The organism is Curtobacterium pusillum, from assembly GCF_007673235.1.
GTDB classification, from domain to species: Bacteria; Actinomycetota; Actinomycetes; order Actinomycetales; family Microbacteriaceae; genus Curtobacterium; species Curtobacterium pusillum_C.
The window spans coordinates 246565-266911 of record NZ_VDZH01000005.1; the positions used below are offsets into that span (position 1 = coordinate 246565).

Consider the following 20347-nt stretch of genomic DNA (forward strand, 5'->3'; position numbering starts at 1 on the left):
ACCGGCCGGACCACATCACCCCACGGAGCGAGATGCACGCCCCGCCGTCACCCCACAGGATGACGGGCCGCCCACACGCGCGCACCCGCACCCGCGCGCACCCGCGCGCTCACACCACCGCGGCCAACGACCCCCGCACCCCGGCACTGTCCCCACCGATCCGCGCCCACGACCGCTCCAGCACGTCGACGAGCCGCAGCCGATCGGCCGGCGGCATCGTGAACGGCACCCGCAGGAACCGTTCGAACCCGCCGTCCGGGCCGAACACCCCGCCGGAGGCGAGCACGACGCCCTCGGACCGTGCGGCGAGCACGAGTGCGCTCGACACCGGCCGACCGAGCCCGACCCACGTCGTCAACCCGCCCGCCGGCGACGGGACGTCCCACTCCGGGAGCCGCGCGCGCAACGCGCCCACGACGTCGTCGCGACCCTGCCGCAGGTACTCGCGCCGCGCCTCCAGGACGGCCGCCGTGCGTGGCACGAGCTCCCGCGCGACGAGCTGGTCGAGGACGGGCGTGCCGAGGTCGCCCGTCGGACGGGCGAGCAGCAGCCGCTGCAGGAGCTCGGGCGCAGCCCGGATCCAGCCGATGCGCAGGCCGCCCCAGAACACCTTGTCCGCCGACCCGATCATCACGACGGCATCGGAACCGGCGGCCAGTGGGAGCGACGGCGTCCCCTCGATCCGCAGCTCCCCCATGGTCTCGTCGGCGATCACCGTGGTGCCCGTCGATGCCGCCACGGACAGCAGCAGCTCCCGCGTGGACGCCGACATCGTCGCCCCGGTCGGGTTGTGCAGCTCGGGCATCACGTACGCCACGGCCGGTGCGGTCCGCCGCAGCGTGGTCTCGAGCGCGGCGGCGTCCCACCCGGTCCGGGCATCGACGGGCACGCCGACGAGGCGTCCGCCGGCCTCGCGGAAGGCCTCGTGCGCGTGCGGGTAGGTCGGCGACTCGACCAGGACGGCGTCGCCGCGTCGGACGAGCACCCGGGCGAGCAGGGCGATGGCGTGCTGCGCGCCGATGGTCACGACGATCTGGGAGGCGTCGGTGGACAGCCCGCGCTCGGTGTACCGCGCAGCGATCGCGGCGCGCAGCCCCGGGTCGCCGACGGTGTCGTAGCCGATGCCGGCGAGCGCCGCCGGGACGTGCCGCACCGCCCGCTCGACGGCCTCGGCGATGCCTGGGGCCGCGTGCATCGCCGCCTTGCGGAGGTCGAGCAGATCGCCGGACACCACGCCGCCGAGCCGTTCCGGGTCCGGCCGTCCGGCGAGGTCCCGCGGCAGGTGGACCACACTGCCGGAGCCACGGACCGACACGAGGAACCCGTCGGACCGCAGCCGCGCGTACGCGTTCGCCACGGTGGTGCGGGAGACGCCGAGGGCGGTCGCGAGTCCGCGTTCGGCGGGCAGGCGGACGCCGAGCGGGATCCGACCGTCGATCACGAGGACACGCAGGGCATCGGACAGCGCCTCGTACGCGGGGGCGTCGGTGCCCGCTCGCCAGTCGGTGAGGAGGTGCGCGGCGGCTCGGGCGCTGAGCAGGACGGCGCCGGTGCGGGTCGCGGGCAGGACGGTCATGGATCCACGGTAGCCGAATTGGCCCTCGACGTGCAGTCCAATCCCGAGCACGATCGACCCATGCCCCGCTCGACCGCCCTCACACTCCGCTTCGTCCAGCTCTTCGTCGGCCTGTTCCTCTACGGGGCGTCGACGGCACTGCAGGTCCGGGCCGTCGTCGGAGTGAGTTCGTGGACGGTGCTCACCGAGGGCCTCGAGAACGTCGTGCCGTGGTCGTTCGGCGTCATCACCGTGGTGTCGAGCGGCGTCATCCTGCTGTTCTGGATCCCGCTCCGGCAGAAGCCGGGCATCGGCACGCTGCTCAACGCCCTGGCGATCGGGCCGTCGGCTGACCTCGTGCTGTGGCTCGTCCCGACCCCGTCGGAGCTCGTCGGACGGGTCCTGCTGTTCGTCGCCGGACTCCTGCTGCTCGCGCTGGCAACGGCGTTCTACATCGGCGCCGGGTTCGGCACGGGCGCGCGGGACGGCCTGATGGTCGGCCTGCACGAGCGGCTCGGCTGGCCGGTGTGGGTGGCGCGGACCGCGATCGAGGTGTCGGTCGTCATCGCCGGCTGGCTGCTGGGCGGCGACGTCGGTGCGGGCACCGTGATCGCCGCGTTCGCGATCGGCCCCATGGTCCAGCCCCTGATGCCCCTCTTCCGCCGGTTCCCGTGGAGTCCGGAACGCACGGCTCACGCCGCGACCACCGGCCTGGAGGCACGACCCGCCTCCGTCACGCCGGCCCCGTGAGTGGAGATGGTCGGCTCCCAGGCCTTGCGGAGTCGACGGCGCTGCAGGTCCGGGCCGTCGTCGGCGTGAGTTCGTGGACCGTCCTCACCGAGGGCCTCGAGAACGTCGTGCCGTGGTCGTTCGGCGTCATCACCGTGGTGTCGAGCGGCGTCATCCTGCTGTTCTGGATCCCGCTCCGGCAGAAGCCGGGCATCGGCACGCTGCTCAACGCCCTGGCGATCGGACCGAGCGCCGACCTGGTGCTCTGGCTCGTGCCGGCGCCCTCCGGCCTGCTCGCCCGGATCGCCCTGTTCATCGCAGGACTGGTGCTGCTCGCCGTCGCGACCGCGTTCTACATCGGCGCAGGGTTCGGCACCGGGGCGCGTGATGGCCTGATGGTCGGGCTCCACGAGCGCCTCGGCTGGCCGCTCTGGCTCGCGCGCACCCTGGTCGAGGCGTCCGTTGTGGTCGTCGGCTGGATCCTCGGCGGCGACGTCGGTGCCGGCACCGTCATCGCCGCCTTCGCGATCGGTCCGATGGTGCAGCCACTCATGCCGTTCTTCCGCCGGTTCCCGTGGAGCCCGAAGCACGCACCACGCCGGGAGGCCCGGCCCACCTCCGTCGCGCACGTTTGATGAGCAGGAATGGGCGAATCGCAGAGACTTCAGCCGGCTTCACCCCGCGCGAGCGGCTTCTGCGCGTAACCAACCGAACAACTCGGTGCGAGAAGAGAGTCCGAGCTTCCGAAGGGCGTTCGAGACGTGATTCGCCACCGTCCGCGTGCTCAGGTGCAGGAGAACTGCGATCTCGCTGTTCGAGTGGACCCCCGCGAGCAGGCCGATTTCCCGTTCTCTGGGCGTCAGCTCCACCGCGAGCGCGTGTCGGCCGTCGAAGTACTCTGCTGGTCGCTCCCACCCCGCACGCTCGGTCAATAGCCGCGTCGCTTCGGCGAGATCCGCCGCATCATCCGTTGACGCCGCAACGGCACGTTCGGTGAGCGTTCGTAAGACGAGGATCGCGAAGAACGTACTCGAGTCGAGGACGTACGTGGCCGCCGCACCGGCGGCAGCCTGCGACCCCGTGCGCGCCGTCACGACGAACTCGAAGAACTGCGCTGAAGACTGCCCAGCAGGGTGACCCTGCAGCGTCTCGAGCTCCTGCACGTTCGAGTCGCTCGGATCGAGACAGACCGCGTAGACCTGCAACGACGACGCCGCCAGCAGCCACCCACGTGCGCGGCACTCCTGAGCGGTGGCCCGCATCCTGTCGGCCGCCTGCGCGTCGTCGCCGTCTGCCAGCGCGCGGATCGCATCCGAGAGGCCCCGCTGTGCACCGGGAAGCGCACCGTCGACGCTCACCACCGCGTCAGCACCATCGAGCAATGAGCGCGAGAAGGCAGGATCGTCGGACCGGAGCGCCAGCAGCGCCGAGAGACGGCACAGCCCCGCCCAGCAGTGGGCCAGGAACCTCGGCGGTGCGCCGAGGACGAGCACGCCACCCAGGACCCGTCGCGCATCGCGCCATCGGCCGATACGGATCAGGGCGATGGTGGCCAGGTACGACTGCAGGAACATCCCGGAACGGTCGAGGACGTCCCGGGCATCTTCCAGAGCGCGCAACGCTCGCTCGGCGAGTTCCTCGCCTCGCCCCTCAGCCAGTAAGGCGAGGCCGTTCGCCATCACCTCGACGTAGGCGATGACGGGCGACGGAGGGGCCGTGAGAGTCGTCAGCGTTCGAATCGCATCCGCCCCTCGGCCGCCGAGCGAATCGATCAGTCCCTGGATGGCCGCGACGGTGTTGCGGCCGACCGCCGGAGTCCGTGTATGAGGCGTTTCGTCCGCCCGGAGCGCCACGCCGCCTCGAAGCACGTCGATGAGCCGTTGTTGCCAGACGAGTGCATCGGTGAGTTCGGGCAGACGTGTCGTCACCTCGTCGAGGACCACCGATGTGGCGGTCGCGTCTCCATTGTCGAGGTCGCGGTGCATCACGGCGTACGCCGCGAACCCGAGGACCTCGGCAGCCGAATCGGCGCCGGTGACGGGGGTACGCGAGAGGACCTCGTCGACCCCGTACGGATCTTGTTGGCCGGTCATCGCAACCGAGAGGTACCGAAGGGCGGTCGGAACAGTCGGAGCGTCCTCCCACAACCTCCAGCGAACACGTTGTTCGCTCAGGTCCCGATCCGCGAAGTACCGGGCGAGCGCCGCATCGCCCGGTGTCGCGAGCGGGTCGCCGACACGACCGCGGACCTCATCGCTGTCCACACCGGACGCATCAGCGACACGCCGGATCCTGTCTTCCAGTACCAGCCGAGCAGGGTTCATCGGGGCGCGTCGGAAGTGGTCCGTCAGCAGTGGGGGCGTCACGGAGATCAGCGCACTGCCGGCGATGTCACCGAGCACCGTCAGGAGTTCCCTGTCCGAGAGGGCGGTCACCATGCTCGGTCCGACGAGTTCGAGCGCTGGGTCGAGCGGAAGTGCACCCGCCAGTGCAAGGGCGTGCAGTGCATCGATCTCGTCGGGGGTCAGCAACTCAATGAGTCGCATGACGTGCGGGTCCAGTTGACTGCTCCAGAGCGACGAGCCGGCCATCGACCAAGTCCCGTCCCGCTCGACTATCAGGTCGGCACGAGTCGCGGTCTCGACCAGCGCGTCGACTAGACCGGGCACGCCGCCTGACTTCGTGTAGACACGAGCGGCGAGCCGTGCATCGACGTGGATGCGGTGGCGCGTTCGGATGTAGTCCGTCGTCTCCGGGAACGGCAGCGGCCGCAGGCGTACCGTCACGGCTCGCCGCACGGCACGCGGGAGCGGGGGTCGTGCGGTGCGGGGCATCGGCGGCAGGACGAACACGGTCGGCGCGTTCAGTCGGGAGGCGACCATGTCGAGGACGAGCCTCGTCGTGTCATCGATCTCGATGGCGTCGTCAACGAAGAGCACCACGCCTCCCCCCGCCGCGAGTTCCTGGACGAGACCCTGCGCGAATATGACGGCATCCGAGTCCGCCGTGGAGACCGTCGTCCCACCTCGCCGCTGCCGCGTCCGATCGAACTGCAGGCCGGTCGACGTCACCGCTTGTACACCGGTCGCTTCGAGGTCCGCGACTGCTCGCCGGAGCACCTCGGTCCGACCGGTTCCGGGGAGACCTTCGAGGATCACACTGCTTCCCCGCCGGACGAGGTCGAGTACCTCGGCGAGTTCCGCTGCGCGTGCGTACATTCCGGCTCCTGACACACCAACGGCCGACAGTTCGTCGACGACGGCCACTTTGAACGCTGTCGACGAGGCTAGTCCGTGACGTCGACGGGACGATCGCCGAGCAACGTCTGGAACATCCTCGACTCCTGCGCCGGCAGCGCCCGGGCGATCGTGTCCACATCTTCATCCGCGATGCGGGTGAGCACGCCGACCTGCAGCGCTCCAGATCGTTCGACGACTCGGCAGATCGTCAGCGATTGCCCCTCGAAGAGGCCGATGTGGTTGAGCCAGAGCCTCCGGAGCACACCCACTGGCAAGCGGACGACGCTGGTGCGGGTCGAGGCAGTTGCGCCGAGCTGCTCTGCGAGCGCTTCGCGGACCGGTCGGATTTTCTTCGGTCTGGACGTCGTCACGGGCCTCTCGCGGAGGGCTGCCGCCTCCTCGGCTGTGACGATGAGCGGAAGGACTGCGGAGTTCATCGCCGTTTCGAACGCATCGACGATGCGCTGGCCGACGGGTGTGTTCTGGAGCCCCTGCCCGAGCAGTATCGACATCAGCAGCCCCCGCGTGCGCGCGTCGATCATCCGGTCGTGGTGACTTGACGGCGCGTCGTGTGTGACGGTGATGATGATGCTCCCCTCCGACTCGCACCGATGCTCTCCGATCATCAAGCCATAGTGAGGCCGGTTCGTCAGAACCAGGACAATCGGTTCCTGAACCAGGACAGATCGACCACGCAGCTGAGCGCTGCTCCGGCCACGGCCGTGCATCCGACTCCACGCCGTTGCACGTCGCTCGGGTCGAAGATCAGATCGAGGCGCGGCGGAGTTCGTCGTACTGCTCCGGTGAACGCACGGCTCGAATCCGGTCAGCCGAACCGACGAACCGCACCAGAGCCCGCAGGGCTGCGAGCAGGCGTGCTGCGCGGAGGCGGCGCGACGTCGCGCGGTCGCTGCCGGCAGCGATGTCGCGTTTGCGGAGCGTGGCATCGTCGGCGCGGACAGCGGCGAGGAGCGACCTGACTGGTGCCGGCCCGATCCCCAGCACAACGGCGACGCACCGACGCCCCACGCCGTCGGGGAAGAGGGTCCGCAGACGCCATTCGCGCGGCGCTGCCGGCCACGTCGGCTGCGCTGACGGCTCGACACGTTCGAGGAACGGGCGAGCGGTGCCGAGCGCGCCGAGCGCAACCGCAGCGTCGAACACCTTCGATGGCGCGTGTGGCGCTCCGCGTGGGGCTCGGCCGACGAGGTCCACGAGGTCGACGAGGTCGACGCGGTTGCGCTCACGGTCCAATGTGCGGAGCGAGTGCAGCGCCAGCACGACGACGTGTGAGGCACGATCAAGGGTCGTCACCCCTCGCCCGGCTGCTGTGAAAGTAGCCCGGCGCTCCCAAAGAAATTCGAAAGCATCCGCAGCCGCGACCGTGACTCCGGGGAACTGGTCGTGGACGTCGATGTCGCACGGCCAGGCCCGGTGGTACATGGTCGTCGAGTGTCGTGGGAAGGTGGCGCGATCAGCGTCCTCGTGTCTGGCCTCCCATCCACGGGTCCGGAGGACGTTCACGACGTCCTCCTTCGCCCCGGGTGGGACCAAGACATCGACGTCGCCGACCCTCCGCCTGCCGCGGAGACCCTGCTGTTGGCTCGCGATGCCCTTTATGACCAGTCCACGGGTTCCCGCGTGTGCACAGGAATCCAGGGCCAGCACGACCGCGAGCTCCACGGCGGCTTCGTGCGGAAGCGGCTCCACGACGCTCACCGGGGTCCGCGCGTCGGAGCGTGGTGAGCGGGTCCGGGCACCGACATCGAGCACTGGTCAGCGACCCCGCCGACGCTGGGCCGAGAGGCCGGGCCCGCGGCCGGCTGTTCGGCTTTGGTCATCTCCGACGCCGGGGACACGTAGTAGTGCGCGTCTGCGTAGTAGCCGAAGTAGTGCGCGTCGATCCCGCGAACCGGTACCCGGTTCAGGACAGCACCGAAGATCCGACCGCTGACGCGGTGTACCGCGTCGACCGCCCGTCGCACCTGGTCGAGGGTCGTCCGCTTCGCGGAGACGACGAGCAACATCCCGTCCGCTTCCCGCGACAGGATCGCCGCGTCGGTGACCGCGAGGAGTGGAGGCGCGTCGAGGACAAGAAATGCGTCCTGTTCCAACGTCGCGACGAGGTCGCGCATCGCGCGCGATGCGAGCAACTCGGACGGATTCGGAGGCGTCCGCCCCGACGTGATGACGTGCAGGTTCTCGACGTCTGACCGGTGTTGTACGACCTCGTGGAGCTTCGCGCGTCCGCTCAGCACATCGGACAAGCCGGTCCCGTTCGTGAGGCCGAGCAGGTTCGCCTGCGCTGGACGTCGCAGATCGCAGTCGATCAACACCACCTGCTGCCCGCTCTGGGCGATCGTCGCGGCGAGGTTCGCCGCCACCGTGGTCTTCCCCTCGCCCGCCGTGGAACTCGAGATCACCAGCGACCGGGGTGGGTCGTCGACGTTCAGGAACGAGAGGTTGGTCCGGATCTCACGGAGTGCCTCCGTCAGGGCTGCAGCGGTCCGCGTGTCGGCCCCGTCTCCAGGAACAGCGTCCGTCGCGAGAGCACGTCGATTCTCGAGGTGCTCGACGAACGGGAGTCGCCCGACGACCGGAAGACCCAGCTCCGCCTCGAGGATCTCGGCAGACCTGATCCGACGATCGAGCTGGTTCCTGACGAGCGCGTACAGAACGGCACCGACCGACCCGAGGAGGGTGGCAACGAGGATTACCGTCCCGACGCGTGGTTCCGTCGGGCTCGTCGGCAACGTTGCGACCGCCAGGGGCACCAGCCGCACGGTACCCGCACCCTCGGTATCCTGCCCGGCGTCCGTGTTCATCTGATCGACGTTCGCCGCCAGCGCGTCCGTCCAGGCCCGCGCAAGACGCTGAGCGTCCTCTGGATTGCCTGCGACGGCCTCGATCTCGACGATCGAAGTGTCCGCTGGAACGGACGACGCTATGCGCTTGATCAAGCGCTCGGCATCGGCATCGGCATCGGCCCCCAACGCAGCCGCAGCTCGATTCGCGACAGCGATGGAGTGCGACATCTCAGCGTAGGATTCCGCTTTGCTCTTCGCGAGGTTCTCGGCGCTCAGCGCGAGACCGACGTCGTCGGCGCCGGCCACCTGGACGATGGCGGATGCCGTCGAGGTGAACAAGCGGTCCTGCGTCATCGTCCAGCACGCGGCGATGGTGACGGTCAGCCCGAGCACCGTCACGGCCCCCGCCCAGAACGAGCGCAGCGTGCGGATGAAGTCACGGAGATCCAGTACGTGTGTCGTCACCGGCCCGGTCTCGGTCATCCGACGCGCCTCCGGTCACCACGAGCCACTGCCGCGCCGGGGTTCCGTCGGAGCGAGTCGGGGTCGACGATGACGCCGAGGTCGATCGCTCGGGCTACGGCCTGCGATGCGCTCGACACCCCGAGCTTCCGGTAGGCGCTGTGCAGCTGGGTCTTCACGGTGTTCGGTGACACGATGAGCCGTGCCGCCACTTCTCGGAGCGAGCCTGACCGTGCACGTGTCTCCAGGACGACCAGCTCCCTCGGCGTCAACTCGGGGACGACGGTCCCGGTCGGCAAGCGGGGACCGGCGGTCAGCACACGTCGCGATTCCGCGTCGAGTACGGTCTCAGCGGTCTCGAGGACGTCCGGTGCGACGAAGTACCACGGCGTCGTCAGGCCCTGCCGAGTGCACTCGGCAGCTGCCTCGAGGACGGCTCGCTGCGCCTCATGGCGCAACCCCGATCGGCACGACGCGGCACCGACCAGGAGAAGTGCATCGACCCGGTTACGGGTCGTCAGCTCCGCACTGCGGAGCACCGTGGTCGCTGACGCGAACGCCTCGTGCACGTCGCCGCGTCGAAGCGAGCAGCGGGCCATCGCCAGCTGGGAGGAAGCCGCTCGAGAGATCACCGCGAACAGAACCGCGCCCTGTGGCGCGTCGCGGCGCCCGCCGGAAACGTCCAGACGGACCGCCTCGAGCAGGTCACGGACCCGCGGCCCTTGAGGCCCCTTGGGTTCGCAGAGCGATGCCCGGGCGACCCGAGCAGCCCCCTGGAGGTCGCCAGCGTGCAGACGCGCAGTCGCCTCGACGACCGCCGCGAAGCACCGATCGCTTCCCCACTCGCCGCGCCGGATCTCTTCGGCTGTCGTCGCAGCCCGGTTCTCCTCCCCGCCCTCGAGCGCGAGCCATGCGTTCGCCAACCGGCGCGCACGGCCCCACGGGCCGGCTTCCCAGCGGAGAGCGAGCCCCGTCGGGACTCTGAGGAGTTCGTGGCGCGCGTCGGCCACGTCGCCGTCGAGACACTTGAGAAGCGCGATGTATCCCGCGGCCGCGAACGCGGCCTCGGTGCCGGGATGGGCTGCGACCACCTCCCGGAAGGTGCCGATCACTGCCTTCGATTCACTCACCTCGTGTGTGAGCGGCGCGGCGTGCATCAGAACCTGGGCCCGGGTGAGCGCCGTCAGAGCGGCGTAGCGGCCGGCTGCCTTGTCGGCGCGGAACGCGAGACCCCGCGCGATCTCGACGCTACCGGCACACAGCTGACGCACTGCCTCAGCGACGTCGAGGAGCGGATCTCTGGGCGCGGGCTCCTCGGTCGAACCCACCCGGTCGCATGGGGCCAGCGGGCCCGCGCCGGTGACGTGCCACTGCACCAGGTCGGTGAGCGCCCGGATGTCGACGGACTGCACGAGCTCGCGTCGGACCGCATCCCGGCATGCCGTTTCGAACTGGTGGGGGTCAGAACGGAGCCCGTCCGGGAAGGTCCCGTCGAGTACCCGCTCCACGACGTCTGCGTCGTCGCTGAGGAGCGCATGCCGGACAGCGTCACCAACGGAGCGGTCAACGGCGAGCTCCAAGGCGATCCGACCGTGCAGGCGACGGTCCGTCGCACTACGGACCTTGGAAGGGGCGACAATTCCACGAGTCACCGCCGAGATCCGGAATCGTCGTCGCCCGTTGACGAAGCGCCATGAGCCGAGGCCGACCTCGTCGAGCTCTGCGAGGATCACGGCTGCCTCGTCATCGTCGCACCCGAGGATGCGAGCGGCAGCCGCGGCCGAGCACTGCGAGACGAGGCTGAGCGGCGCGAGTGCCTCCACCGCCGCTGGTGTGAGGCGCCGGGCAAGGCCCGTGGTCATCACTTCACGGATCCGTTCGGTGAAGCGCAGCTCGTCCTCGATCGTCCTTGCGTCGCCGAACCCCTCGAACTGCAACACAGCTGACATCGCGCGGACGACGGGCGGCCAACCGGCGAAGGTCCGGAGGGCATCCGCAACGAGGACGGCGCTCGGGGCAACTCCGCGGTCGTGCATCAACTGCCGTACCTCGGTCTCGTCGAATGCCAGGACCCGATCGTCCACGGTCGCGACCTCCGATGACATCGCCAGCGCCTCTGCGAACCAGAGCCCGTCCCAACCCACCGCTCCGACGAGCCGAGCGTGCGGCGCAAGCTCAAGGGCATCGAGGAGTTCCGGCAGGTCCTCCAGCGTGAAGATGGTGTCGATGTCGTCTACCACTACCGTGGTGTCGCTCGGCCGCGATCGTGAAGCGATCTCGCCAAGCGCATCGAGGACACCGGTTCGTTCAGAGCACACGATGGTCGGGGTGGTCGCCAGTTCTGCCCAGTGCAACAGAGCCGTCGAGCGGCCGGATCGGTGCGCGCCGCACAGGAACGCGATCCGCGCGCGCGCAGCTGCAGTGATGGCTTCCATGACGCGAGGGCGGACAGTGGGTCGGTACATTCGGGTGGAGCGCTTCCGTCGAGGTGGATGACGAGGACGCCGTCGGCGCGGACCGCGAACGGCCTTCGAGTGTTCCGCCGAGGTCTCGTGTCCAATACCACCGAGCAGTGCAGGCGAGTGAGTGCCGCGATCATCAGAACCGGGTACGAGCGCACCAGGACCGTGACACCCGAGGAGCCGACCAGGAGGTGTCCCGCGGGCCGACTTCGGTACGCTTCTGGCCCGAGAGGATCACATGCACATCTCCGAACGCACGGCCACTGTTCCGGTCGCTGATGGCACCTACATCGTGACGAACCTCGACACGAGCGTCTGCATCCGGCTCGACGGGCCAGCAGCGCTCCTCTGGCGGGAGTGCACGCAGCGAGAGGTCGTCGATGTGCCCGGTGAACAGCAAGCAATCGCACTCGCTCTCCTAGAGCAGGGCTTCCTCGTCGCATGAGTCAATGGGCATCAGTCACGCGCGCCGACGACCGGGAGGACTCGTGCGAGGCGCTCGGAGAACGCCGTCGTGATGTGGCCTCGGTCGGCACGCACCACTGTCCCGTCCACGACGAGCGGACACCGGCCGTCGTCGTCGCAGAACCAGCGATCCGTCTGCACGTACCGCGCGGAGCTCCCGAGCTCGCGCACGGCAGCGGCCTCTGCGATCGCCATCGACTTCCTGCTGGTTCCCATGATGGTCAGACAATTGCGGGGATCGTTCATCCTGGTGGCGCAGACGGACGGGTCGCTCCCTTCGGGAGGTGCACCCAGCACGAACACTTCCGGCCCCGAGAGGGCGAGCTTCCGGAGCGTCCGCACGAGTCCCGCCTGCCAAGCTGCTGAGCGGCCGGACGAGGTCGTTTGATGTTGACGATCGAATGCGCCGACCGAGCTGCTCGTCAGGATCACCCGGGCCCCGAGTCCTGCGATGAACTCGATGGCGATCGTTCGGGCGTTCTTGCACGCTTCGACGAAGTCCGGGCGACCGGTCCGGTCGGGCACAGCGACGTCGCTCGTTGCGCAACTCTGCAAGCCGACAGCCACCACACGCCACCCCTCGGCGACGTAGCGATGGACCGCACCCGCTGTCCAGCCGAGGGCAATGGAGTCGCCGAAGACGGCGAGCACCGGACCGTCGGACGCTCCCCAGGAACAGTCCTTCAGGGACTCTCGCAGGGCCAGTTGGTCGACGGTCGCAGGATCGTGGAGGCACTGAGCCAGTCTGGATGCTTCTCCGTCGGCGGCGGTGATCGTAGTGATGTCCGGAACCGTGCTCGGCCAACGCCGCAGGGCCAGACCTTCTCCGACGTTGTGCGACAGCTGGGCGTCAGTGGTGAACGGCGCGAGACCGATGGACGAGGCATCGTCGGCGAGGGGCCTCGGCCCGCCCTGCACATGCGTCCCGCCGCCAGCCTGCACTCCGGAACCGACGACGACCACGAGGACCAGCCCGACGGCGGTGGCTCGCTCGACACCCCCGTGGGCTGTCCGTCGTTCGTCGTTCAGGTCGGCCCGGCGGGAGGGTGAGCGTCTACGCCGCAGCGGCTGCTCGATGTACCGGTGTGTCAGCCAGGCAGCTGCGCCGGTCGCGAGCAGCACCACGAAGACCATCACCGGGCCCAGGTGAGATCCCGGAGCGATCGCTTCGATGAAGGTGAGCAGCGGAAGGTGCCAGAGGTAGATGACGTACGACAGATCACCGATCAGCACGAGCGGCGGCGTACCGAGCATCTTGCTCGACCACGGTCCGTCACCGGCTTCGCCAGCCGCGAGCACCGCGGCAGCAGCGAATACCGGGAGCGCCGCTCCCGGGAAGGGGAACGACGTCCCGACCGAAGTGAGCGACGCCAGCGTGATCCCGGCGGCACCCAGTGCGCCGAGCATCCGCCTCGGCACCGCTCCGAGCTCGGCGGAGTGTCGGGCGAGCAACGCCACCAACGCGCCGACACCGAACTCCCACGCGCGAGACTCGGTCGTGAAGTACGCGGCAGCAGGACGCAGACTGCTCTCGAGCACGGCAACCGCGATGCTCCCCGCCACCGCCCCGGCGATCAGGAGCACCGCTAGCCGAGGCTGGTGCCCTCGACGGCCGATCTCGAGCGCTCCGATCAACAACACGGGGAAGATGACGTAGAACTGTTCCTCCACCGACAACGACCAGAAGTGCAGCAACGGCGACGGGGTGTCCGGTCCGAAGTAGTCCGCACCTGCTCGAAGGAAGTGCCAGTTCGCTGCCGATGTCACGCCGGCCAGTGCGTCGAGACCGACCGACCGGGCACGGGACTCGTTGAACAAGAAGAGCGCAGCGGCTGACGTGCAGGCGAGCACCAGGACCGCGGATGGGAGAAGCCGCCGAGCACGGCCGGTGAGGAACCCGGCCAGGTCGATCCGACCTGATTCCCGCCATTCCCCGAGGAGTGAGCGCGTGATCACGTATCCCGAGATGACGAAGAACAGGTCCACGCCCACGAAGCCCCCCGAAGGCTTCCCCAGCACGTGCTGCGCGACGACGAGGAGGACCGCGATGCCGCGGAGTCCTTGGACGTCGCGCCTCCGACCGGGTCCGGTCATCCTCCGAGCCCGCCCGCGGCTGCGAACGCCTCGCGCATCGCCGGGGCGAGGATGGTCGTCCACGTGGGGCTCGGATGCCAGGAGTCGTTACGCATCATCGCGGTACCGCCGAACGCCGGGCACGAACCTCCGGAAGTGCAGAACCACGGCAACGAATCGATGACGCTGACCTTCTGCGCACGAAGAGCTGCTGTCTGGGCACGGGCCATCGCCTTCCAATCTGTGTCTGACACCCGGCCAGCGCAGTCCTTGGGCTTCGAGATCGGCGTGTAGCACTCGCGGACGTCCGGTGTCTGCGGCGGCGGGAGCAGGTAGAAGGTGCGCTTTGCCGCGCCAGCCGTTCGGGAAACCTGGTCCGCCAATGCCGCGGACCACTCTCCGACCGAGGGGCGTTCGCCGGAGCGATCGACGTTGCGGATGTAGGTGTTCGCGATGATGAGCACGTCTGGCTTGAGTCGCTTCACTTCCTGCACCTCGAGCTTCTTCCGTTCGGCACAGCTGTCGATGCGGTTCGGCTGATCACCGAGTTCCAGGGCGACGAACGGGCAGGCGTACATGGAGACCATCCGGAGCTTCCACTCGCCTGTACCGAACAGCGTCGCGAGTGCCGGCGTGTACGCCTGGGCGATGCTGTCGCCAGCGAGCACAGCCGTCTTGGGGGCATCGGGCGATCCGATCGTGCATTCCTCGGCATCAAGCCACTCGGCGGATCCGCAGACGCCGGCCGCGCCGGGCAGCGCATCAGGTGCGTCAGGGTCGTTCACCGCCAGGTCGTCGGGCCAGGCGGTCGCTTTGTTCGCTTCCTCGACCAGAGCGGTGATCGCGTCCTGCTCGGATTCGTCGCGGCCTGCACGTGCACCGGTGTCCGCGGTGTCGTGTGGCTCCGCTGTGGCGGAGTTCGCGAACTCACTCGCCGAAGCGCGAGACGAACGCCCATCGACGGTGAGAGCGGCGCCTGAGGACAGCACCGCCATCGCCGAGACGGTGATCGCTACAGCGGTGTTCGCCGGGATCCGATGTCTCCGACCCGGTCGCCGGACCAGCCATCGGCTCCGCCGGACGGGTTCCTCGACGAAGTGGAAGGAACTCACTGCGAATCCGACCGCCAGCAGCAGCGCGGCGATCAGGACGAGGGGATTCGATCTCCCAAGGGCGGCTGCCAAGACGGGCACTGCGAGGACGAGCACGGGAAAGTGCCAGAGGTAGAGCGAGTACGAGACACGGCCGACGTAGTCGGTGAGCGGGTTCCGGAGGACGAACAGCGAGCGCGGTTCTGAGCCGACGCCGGCTGCGATCACCAACGCTGTGCCGAGTGTCGGCAGGAGCGCCGTCGGGAAGGGGAAGCCGTGCGCACCGTCCGCGATGACGTACGCGGCCGTGATCCCAGCGAGTCCAGCCCACGCCAGAGCCTCCCGCGCCCACTGCGGCAGCTGTTGGAAGTACCGCGCACCGACCGCGAGCATGGCTCCGACGGCCAGTTCCCACGCGCGGGCGCCGGTGGAGAAGTACGCCGAGGTCGGAGCGGCGTGGGTCGACCACGCCGCCCAACAGAGCGACAGCACGATGACGCCACCGCACAGGCCGGCGAGACGAGCCGTCGGGCGCACGATTCGGCTGCGCGCAGGGCGATGGCGGAGAACGACGACGATGAGCAGGGGCCACACCGCGTAGAACTGCTCCTCGATCGCCAGTGACCAGAAGTGCTGGAGCGGCGACGACGGTCCATCCGCGGTGAAGTAGTCGGTGCCGGTCTGGGCAAAGTGCCAGTTCGCGAGGAACACCGCCGCCCACACGCCGTCGCCGCGCACATCACTCGCCCTGTTCGGGTTCAACAGGAACGCACTCGCTCCGACGGTGACGATGAGCACGACGGCGGCGGCCGGTGCGATCCGCCGGATCCGCTTCGCGTAGAAGTCGACGAACGAGATTCGTCCGGTCGTGGCGTGTTCCCGAACGAGGTGCCCGGTGATGAGGAACCCGCTGATGACGAAGAACACGTCGACGCCGACGAAGCCGCCTCGGGGCCAACCCCAGAAGTGCGACAGGACGACCGCGGTCACCGCGAGAGCACGCAGCCCTTGGATGTCACGGCGTTGATTGCGCACGCGGCCACGCCGCCTTCCGTCGAAGGGCGTTGCGGCTGCGGCTGTCCTGTGGAGCGCCATGCGATCTCCTCGTTGCTCTCGGGTGGAGGGATGCAGCCGATGTCGTCGGCAGCTAGGGGACCGTACGACGGCATCAGAGTGCGAACGGGCCCGGGGAGCACGAGCCCGCGGGATCCGGCGGTGCCACTTCACCCCGAAGTTCATCCTTTCCGTCGTTGCGTTCAGCGCAGCTGGGACGCCGCAGTTCGCCTCGGTCACTGGCCACAGTCTCGATCCGATCGAAAGGAGCACCATGTCCGGACCCGTCGTCCTCCAGGTACTCGACTCTCTCGAAGTCGGTGGCGCACAGCGCGTCGCGTTGCAGCTGTCACGTTGGTGCGTCGAGAACGGCATCGCCTGCGTACTGGCTGCTCCCTCGGGCCCGCTGCTCCGGGAGCTACCGACAGGCGTGCGGTTCTTCGAACGTCGTGAACGGGGGTTCGGCGCGCAGACCCGGGAACTCCGCAAGATGCGACACCGCTCCCGCGCCACGGTGATGCACGCCCACCAGCGCCGCGAAGCGCTCCAAGCGCTCGCCGCGGCCGGCCGGAGCGCGCTCGTCGTCGAGCACGCGCACACGCTCCTCGCGAGCCGGTCCAAGGTGCTAGATCCGTTGTCGTTCCGGAGTCGGGCGATCTTCGCCGTGAGTCCTGCCGTCGCTTCGATGGTCGCCGAGGACTTCGGCCGGGCCGCGAGCAGGGTCGAGATGATCGGGAATCCTGTGGACCGCGACATGTTCGCCGACCACCACTTGCCGAGGCCGCGTGGACGGCGGGCGATGCACGTCGTCGCCATCGGACGCCTGGTCGATCAGAAGGACCCCCTACGTTTCGTCGGTGCGATCCGCGAGCTCGTGCGCCGCGGTACGGCGGTCGAAGCAAGCTGGTACGGCTCCGGGCCGCTCCTCGGCGCGGCTCGAACGGCTGCTGCCCGGCACCGGCTTCCCCTCCGATTCCTACCTCCGGTCCCCGACGTGCGCTCCGTTCTGGACCGGGCCGACGTCCTCGCGATGACGTCGAAGTTCGAAGGCACCCCGTTGGTCGCCCTCGAGGCCTTCGCGAGGCACACTCCGGTCGTTGCAACCGCATCAAGCGGCGGCGACGGTGCCCTCGGCGGCGGACGAGCGATCGTCCTCCCGGACGCGTCGGGTCCGGAGCAGTTCGCGGATGCCCTGATCGACGTCTGCAACGGGACGTTCGACGTCGACCGGATGACGTCCGACGCAGCGGAGTTCGCACGGATTCACGCGCATCCCGACCGGGTGTTCGCCCCCGTCGGACGCGCGTACCGGGTGTCGCTGCGATGACCGCCGATGCGCTCACCGTGATCGCCGGTTTCTGCGGCCTCGCCATGGTCGTGGCGCTCGCGCTCCTTCCCCCTCAGCACTGTCGGATCGTCGCGGTCGTGGTGAGCTTCGGGGCCGTGTGCATGTTCGGTTCGAACAGGACACCCACCGCCCTGTGGACCGCCGTCGCGCTCGGGTGCCCTGTCCTGCTCGTCGTCGCGTGGTACCGCGCAGGACTGGTCGTCCGGCAGGTCAGCGCGACGATGGGTGCCGCGACGACGTTCCTGGCGATCGTGTTGCTCAGCAGCGCTCTCAGCGGGGGCGGTTCTCCCGCATTCGTCCCGATCGCAGTCATGCTCGGCTGGACGGTGACGCAGCTCGACCGCCGGGAACGGGTCGCGGTGATACGCAGCATCATCGTCATCGGCGTCGCCGAGTTCGCGTACGCGGCGGCCCAGGCAGTCATCGGGCTCCAGCCGATCTGGGGACGGGTCGCTTCCCAGGGGATCGACAACCCGTTTGCTGAGGGCATCGATCGGGTCCAGGCGAGTTTCGGACAGGCGATCGTGTACGGCTTCTTCAGCGCAGTGATCGCCTTCCTGGCGTGGTCGGACGCTGCGCGCCTCCACCGCGGCCTGCGGCCCGTCGTGTTCTGTGTGCTCCTCGGTGGACTATTCCTCTCCGGCACCCGCAGCGCCCTCGTGGCGCTGGTCGGCGCCATCGCTGTGCACGCGCTCATGCGCCCCGGCCTCCTGCGGTGGGTACGCAACCTGGCGATCGCGCTGATCGGCGTGGCGCTCGTAGGCCTACTGGACTTCGGCGTCCGGGCACTTGCGACGGAAGCGCTCGACTCCGGTTCCTGGCTGCAACGACTGGGATCGGTGAACTCGGTACCGCGGCTCCTGTCGCGGACCGGGCACGACTTCTGGTTCGGGTCCGGCTTCGGGTCGGATCAAGAGCTCTACCGGACCGGGCTGCTCACGAGCCCCTACCACTTCACCGTGGTCGACAACTTCTACGTGTACGCCCTCGGCACCATGGGCGTCGTCGGGCTTGCCGCGCTCCTCGTGCCGCTCGTGGTTGGTTTCGTCACGACGGGTCGAACCGGGCGGGGAACGATCGTCGTCCTGGCCGTGATGTGCGCCGCGTTCGACCTCCTCGCGTGGCGATCCACGGCTGCGGTGTTCGTGCTCCTCCTCGTCATCGACCCGGCGCACGGGGTGATGCTGAGGCTCCGAACGGATGATGCGACGGGTGAAGTCGCCCAGAGGCCCGGGACACCTGCTTCTCGGCACGCTCGCCCGAGGACACGCAGATCGGCCCCGCTGGACGACCTCGCCCGCACCGAACCGCTGGCTCGAACATCCCCGACGTGGTCCGTACCGTCTCCCCGCACCGCCAAACCGGCGATGCCCTTCCGCCCCGCCGTCGCCACCGTTTCGGACGACGTGCAATCGAGACCGGAGAAGCGGCGACATGGCTACCCGACATGACCCCAGAACGGATCGTTCGCCGGTCAACATCATGACCGTATGCTCGGCGAACCTCGTGCGCTCGGTCCTCGCCGGTCGTCTGCTCGCGGACCGTCTCGAGCAGCTCGCCCCCGGCTCGTTCCGAGTGTCGAGCAGCGGTCTTCGGGCACTCGATGGTCTGGCCGCCCCAGAGGGCGTCCGAGCGATCACACGAGCCTACGGGGTCGATGTCACGGACCACCGTTCACACCGCACGCGAGACATCGACCTCGCGGCGATGGATACCGTGCTCACCGCGTCGAGCGCGCAACGCGACGAGATCGTGTTCCGCCGTCCCGCGCTCCTTGCTCGGGCGTTCACCGTGCGTGAGTTCGCCAGGGCGGTGTCACCACCGATCACCGGAGGTGGCGAGCTTCAGGTCAGGTGGCAGGCCATGGTCGGCGCCGCGCACGTGGGCCGCTGGAGATCAGTACCTGCCGACCGCGACGATGACGACATCCCTGACCCACTGGGGCGTTCCGGCGCAGACGCGTACTGCGAAACCGAGCGACTCGTTGTGAGCAGCCTGGCCTCCGTCCTCCGCGCCCTGGACGACGATGCACCTCGCTGACGAGCTCGAGTGCATCTTGTCGTCGCGGATGGCGGCCTTCACGGAGCCGAAGCCCGCGCGTCCTCGCGCGATTGCGGTCCTCTGCGCCGCGCTGCTCACAGTGATCGCAGGCACGACGATCACCGCAGTGGTGCTGACGCATTCGCTGATCGGCGGGCTGACTGTGCTGCCGGACGTCGTTGACGCGACTGCGCAGCCCGAGAGCGGCGCGCTCAACGTCTTGCTCCTCGGCGTCGACGGGTCCGCCCCGGACGATTCGTGGGCGAATCGATCGACCGGTGTCCGATCGGACACTGCCATGTTGGTGCACGTCCCGGCTGACCGGTCGTCGGTCCAGATCGTCTCGTTGATGCGGGACACGTGGGTCGAGGTGCCAGGACACGGTTCAGCGAAGTTGAACGCTGCTTTTTCGTGGGGCGGCGCCCGACTCGCGGTGAGGACCGTCGAGAATCTCCTCGCGGTGCAGGTGGATCATGTGGCTGTCGTCGACTTCGCCGGTCTGGGTGAGTTCGCCGATGCGCTCGGCGGAGTTCCCGTGGAGTCCCCGAAGGCGTTCCGCTCGAGGAACATGCCCGGTTTCTCCTACAAAGCGGGGCCGAACGTGCTGGAGGGCGACCGAGCGGTCGCCTTCGTGCGCGAACGCTACTCCTTCGAGGACGCGGACTTCCAGCGTGTGCGCAACCAAGCGTCGTTCGTCCGCGGTGCCGTCGACCGCCTCCACGAGGTTGCGACGGACCTGGACCTCCCCAAGTTCGTCGGCGTCGTGCAGCGGTTGTCCTCGACCGCCGCTGTCGACGCTGGACTCAGCCCCCTCGCCGCCGCCCGGATTGGCTGGTCGCTCCGCGAGGTCGACGGGAGCGCGGTCTCGAACACCACCCTCCCGACGGCGGGGACAGCCACCCGCCAGGGGCAATCGGTCGTCATGCAAGACAACGACGGGGTCGCCAGGCTCACAGAAGCGATCCGAGACGACCGCGTCGCCGACTTCATCCGACGCGAAGGGAGTTCGACATGACGTCCACC

15 protein-coding genes are annotated in these 20347 nt (G+C 68.9%); 7 read left to right on the forward strand and 8 right to left on the reverse strand.

What is annotated here, in order from left to right:
- Positions 1 to 109: 109 nt before the first annotated feature.
- Positions 110 to 1576 (reverse strand): MocR-like transcription factor YczR, encoded by a 1467-nt coding sequence (yczR, locus tag FS532_RS15080; RefSeq protein WP_144756098.1) that lies wholly within the window; start codon positions 1574 to 1576, stop codon positions 110 to 112.
- 60 nt (positions 1577 to 1636) lie between these two features.
- On the opposite strand from yczR, the gene yczE reads away from it, so the two are divergent.
- Together yczE and FS532_RS15090 are read left to right on the forward strand one after the other, a co-directional pair.
- A complete protein-coding gene (gene yczE / locus FS532_RS15085; RefSeq protein WP_260852761.1) occupies positions 1637 to 2305 on the forward strand; it encodes a membrane protein YczE in 669 nt (222 codons plus the stop codon).
- A 65-nt stretch (positions 2306 to 2370) separates the two neighbouring features.
- On the forward strand, positions 2371 to 2919 hold the full coding sequence (locus tag FS532_RS15090) for a YczE/YyaS/YitT family protein (protein ID WP_186322062.1): 549 nt from the start codon (positions 2371 to 2373) through the stop codon (positions 2917 to 2919).
- A 39-nt stretch (positions 2920 to 2958) separates the two neighbouring features.
- On the opposite strand, the gene FS532_RS15095 is transcribed toward FS532_RS15090, so the two are convergent.
- The 5 genes from FS532_RS15095 to FS532_RS19075 form a co-directional block, all read right to left on the reverse strand.
- On the reverse strand, positions 2959 to 5550 hold the full coding sequence (locus FS532_RS15095; protein WP_144756101.1) for a helix-turn-helix transcriptional regulator: 2592 nt from the start codon (positions 5548 to 5550) through the stop codon (positions 2959 to 2961).
- 20 nt (positions 5551 to 5570) lie between these two features.
- Positions 5571 to 6149 carry a hypothetical protein gene (locus tag FS532_RS15100; RefSeq protein ID WP_144756104.1) on the reverse strand — a complete coding sequence of 193 codons (579 nt, stop codon included), beginning with the start codon at positions 6147 to 6149 and terminating at the stop codon, positions 5571 to 5573.
- Between the two features lie 139 nt (positions 6150 to 6288).
- Complete coding sequence (locus FS532_RS15105) at positions 6289 to 7296, reverse strand: nucleotidyltransferase family protein (RefSeq protein ID WP_144756106.1); 1008 nt, start codon at positions 7294 to 7296, stop codon at positions 6289 to 6291.
- Positions 7239 to 8813 (reverse strand): polysaccharide biosynthesis tyrosine autokinase, encoded by a 1575-nt coding sequence (locus tag FS532_RS15110; RefSeq protein WP_144756108.1) that lies wholly within the window; start codon positions 8811 to 8813, stop codon positions 7239 to 7241. The genes FS532_RS15105 and FS532_RS15110 overlap by 58 nt, the downstream gene beginning before the upstream one ends.
- Positions 8810 to 11227, reverse strand: a complete 2418-nt coding sequence (locus FS532_RS19075) for a LuxR C-terminal-related transcriptional regulator (protein WP_186322064.1) — start codon at positions 11225 to 11227, stop codon at positions 8810 to 8812. The genes FS532_RS15110 and FS532_RS19075 overlap by 4 nt, the downstream gene beginning before the upstream one ends.
- 265 nt (positions 11228 to 11492) lie before the next feature.
- Here FS532_RS19075 and FS532_RS15120 point away from each other — a divergent pair, with 265 nt between their 5' ends.
- Positions 11493 to 11699 (forward strand): hypothetical protein, encoded by a 207-nt coding sequence (locus tag FS532_RS15120; RefSeq protein WP_144756115.1) that lies wholly within the window; start codon positions 11493 to 11495, stop codon positions 11697 to 11699.
- An 11-nt stretch (positions 11700 to 11710) separates the two neighbouring features.
- Here FS532_RS15120 and FS532_RS15125 read toward each other — a convergent pair whose 3' ends face one another.
- Both FS532_RS15125 and FS532_RS15130 read right to left on the reverse strand, forming a co-directional pair.
- Positions 11711 to 13813, reverse strand: a complete 2103-nt coding sequence (locus FS532_RS15125) for an acyltransferase family protein (protein WP_144756118.1) — start codon at positions 13811 to 13813, stop codon at positions 11711 to 11713.
- Positions 13810 to 15918, reverse strand: coding sequence for an acyltransferase family protein (locus FS532_RS15130; RefSeq protein ID WP_186322065.1), 2109 nt, complete (start codon positions 15916 to 15918; stop codon positions 13810 to 13812). Before FS532_RS15130 ends, FS532_RS15125 begins: the two co-directional genes overlap by 4 nt.
- Positions 15919 to 16210: 292 nt before the next feature.
- Here FS532_RS15130 and FS532_RS18740 point away from each other — a divergent pair, with 292 nt between their 5' ends.
- Genes FS532_RS18740 through FS532_RS15150 form a run of 4 tightly spaced genes read left to right on the forward strand, consistent with a single transcriptional unit; the run spans position 16211 to position 20339 of the window.
- On the forward strand, positions 16211 to 17263 hold the full coding sequence (locus FS532_RS18740; RefSeq protein WP_186322066.1) for a glycosyltransferase: 1053 nt from the start codon (positions 16211 to 16213) through the stop codon (positions 17261 to 17263).
- A complete protein-coding gene (locus tag FS532_RS15140; RefSeq protein ID WP_144756124.1) occupies positions 17260 to 18735 on the forward strand; it encodes an O-antigen ligase family protein in 1476 nt (491 codons plus the stop codon). Before FS532_RS18740 ends, FS532_RS15140 begins: the two co-directional genes overlap by 4 nt.
- Complete coding sequence (locus FS532_RS15145) at positions 18719 to 19324, forward strand: arsenate reductase/protein-tyrosine-phosphatase family protein (protein WP_186322067.1); 606 nt, start codon at positions 18719 to 18721, stop codon at positions 19322 to 19324. The genes FS532_RS15140 and FS532_RS15145 overlap by 17 nt, the downstream gene beginning before the upstream one ends.
- Complete coding sequence (locus FS532_RS15150; protein WP_144756131.1) at positions 19311 to 20339, forward strand: LCP family protein; 1029 nt, start codon at positions 19311 to 19313, stop codon at positions 20337 to 20339. Before FS532_RS15145 ends, FS532_RS15150 begins: the two co-directional genes overlap by 14 nt.
- Positions 20340 to 20347 lie beyond the last annotated feature (8 nt).

What these genes read in the sequence shown, in the direction of transcription:
- yczR (WP_144756098.1), bottom strand. Translation starts at nt 1,576, where the DNA reads ATGACCGTCCTGCCCGCGACCCGCACCGGCGCCGTCCTGCTCAGCGCC.
- yczE (WP_260852761.1), top strand. Translation starts at nt 1,637, where the DNA reads ATGCCCCGCTCGACCGCCCTCACACTCCGCTTCGTCCAGCTCTTCGTC.
- FS532_RS15100 (WP_144756104.1), bottom strand. Translation starts at nt 6,149, where the DNA reads ATGATCGGAGAGCATCGGTGCGAGTCGGAGGGGAGCATCATCATCACC.
- FS532_RS15110 (WP_144756108.1), bottom strand. Translation starts at nt 8,813, where the DNA reads ATGACCGAGACCGGGCCGGTGACGACACACGTACTGGATCTCCGTGAC.
- FS532_RS19075 (WP_186322064.1), bottom strand. Translation starts at nt 11,227, where the DNA reads ATGGAAGCCATCACTGCAGCTGCGCGCGCGCGGATCGCGTTCCTGTGC.
- FS532_RS15120 (WP_144756115.1), top strand. Translation starts at nt 11,493, where the DNA reads ATGCACATCTCCGAACGCACGGCCACTGTTCCGGTCGCTGATGGCACC.
- FS532_RS15125 (WP_144756118.1), bottom strand. Translation starts at nt 13,813, where the DNA reads ATGACCGGACCCGGTCGGAGGCGCGACGTCCAAGGACTCCGCGGCATC.
- FS532_RS18740 (WP_186322066.1), top strand. Translation starts at nt 16,211, where the DNA reads ATGTCCGGACCCGTCGTCCTCCAGGTACTCGACTCTCTCGAAGTCGGT.
- FS532_RS15140 (WP_144756124.1), top strand. Translation starts at nt 17,260, where the DNA reads ATGACCGCCGATGCGCTCACCGTGATCGCCGGTTTCTGCGGCCTCGCC.
- FS532_RS15145 (WP_186322067.1), top strand. Translation starts at nt 18,719, where the DNA reads ATGGCTACCCGACATGACCCCAGAACGGATCGTTCGCCGGTCAACATC.
- FS532_RS15150 (WP_144756131.1), top strand. Translation starts at nt 19,311, where the DNA reads ATGCACCTCGCTGACGAGCTCGAGTGCATCTTGTCGTCGCGGATGGCG.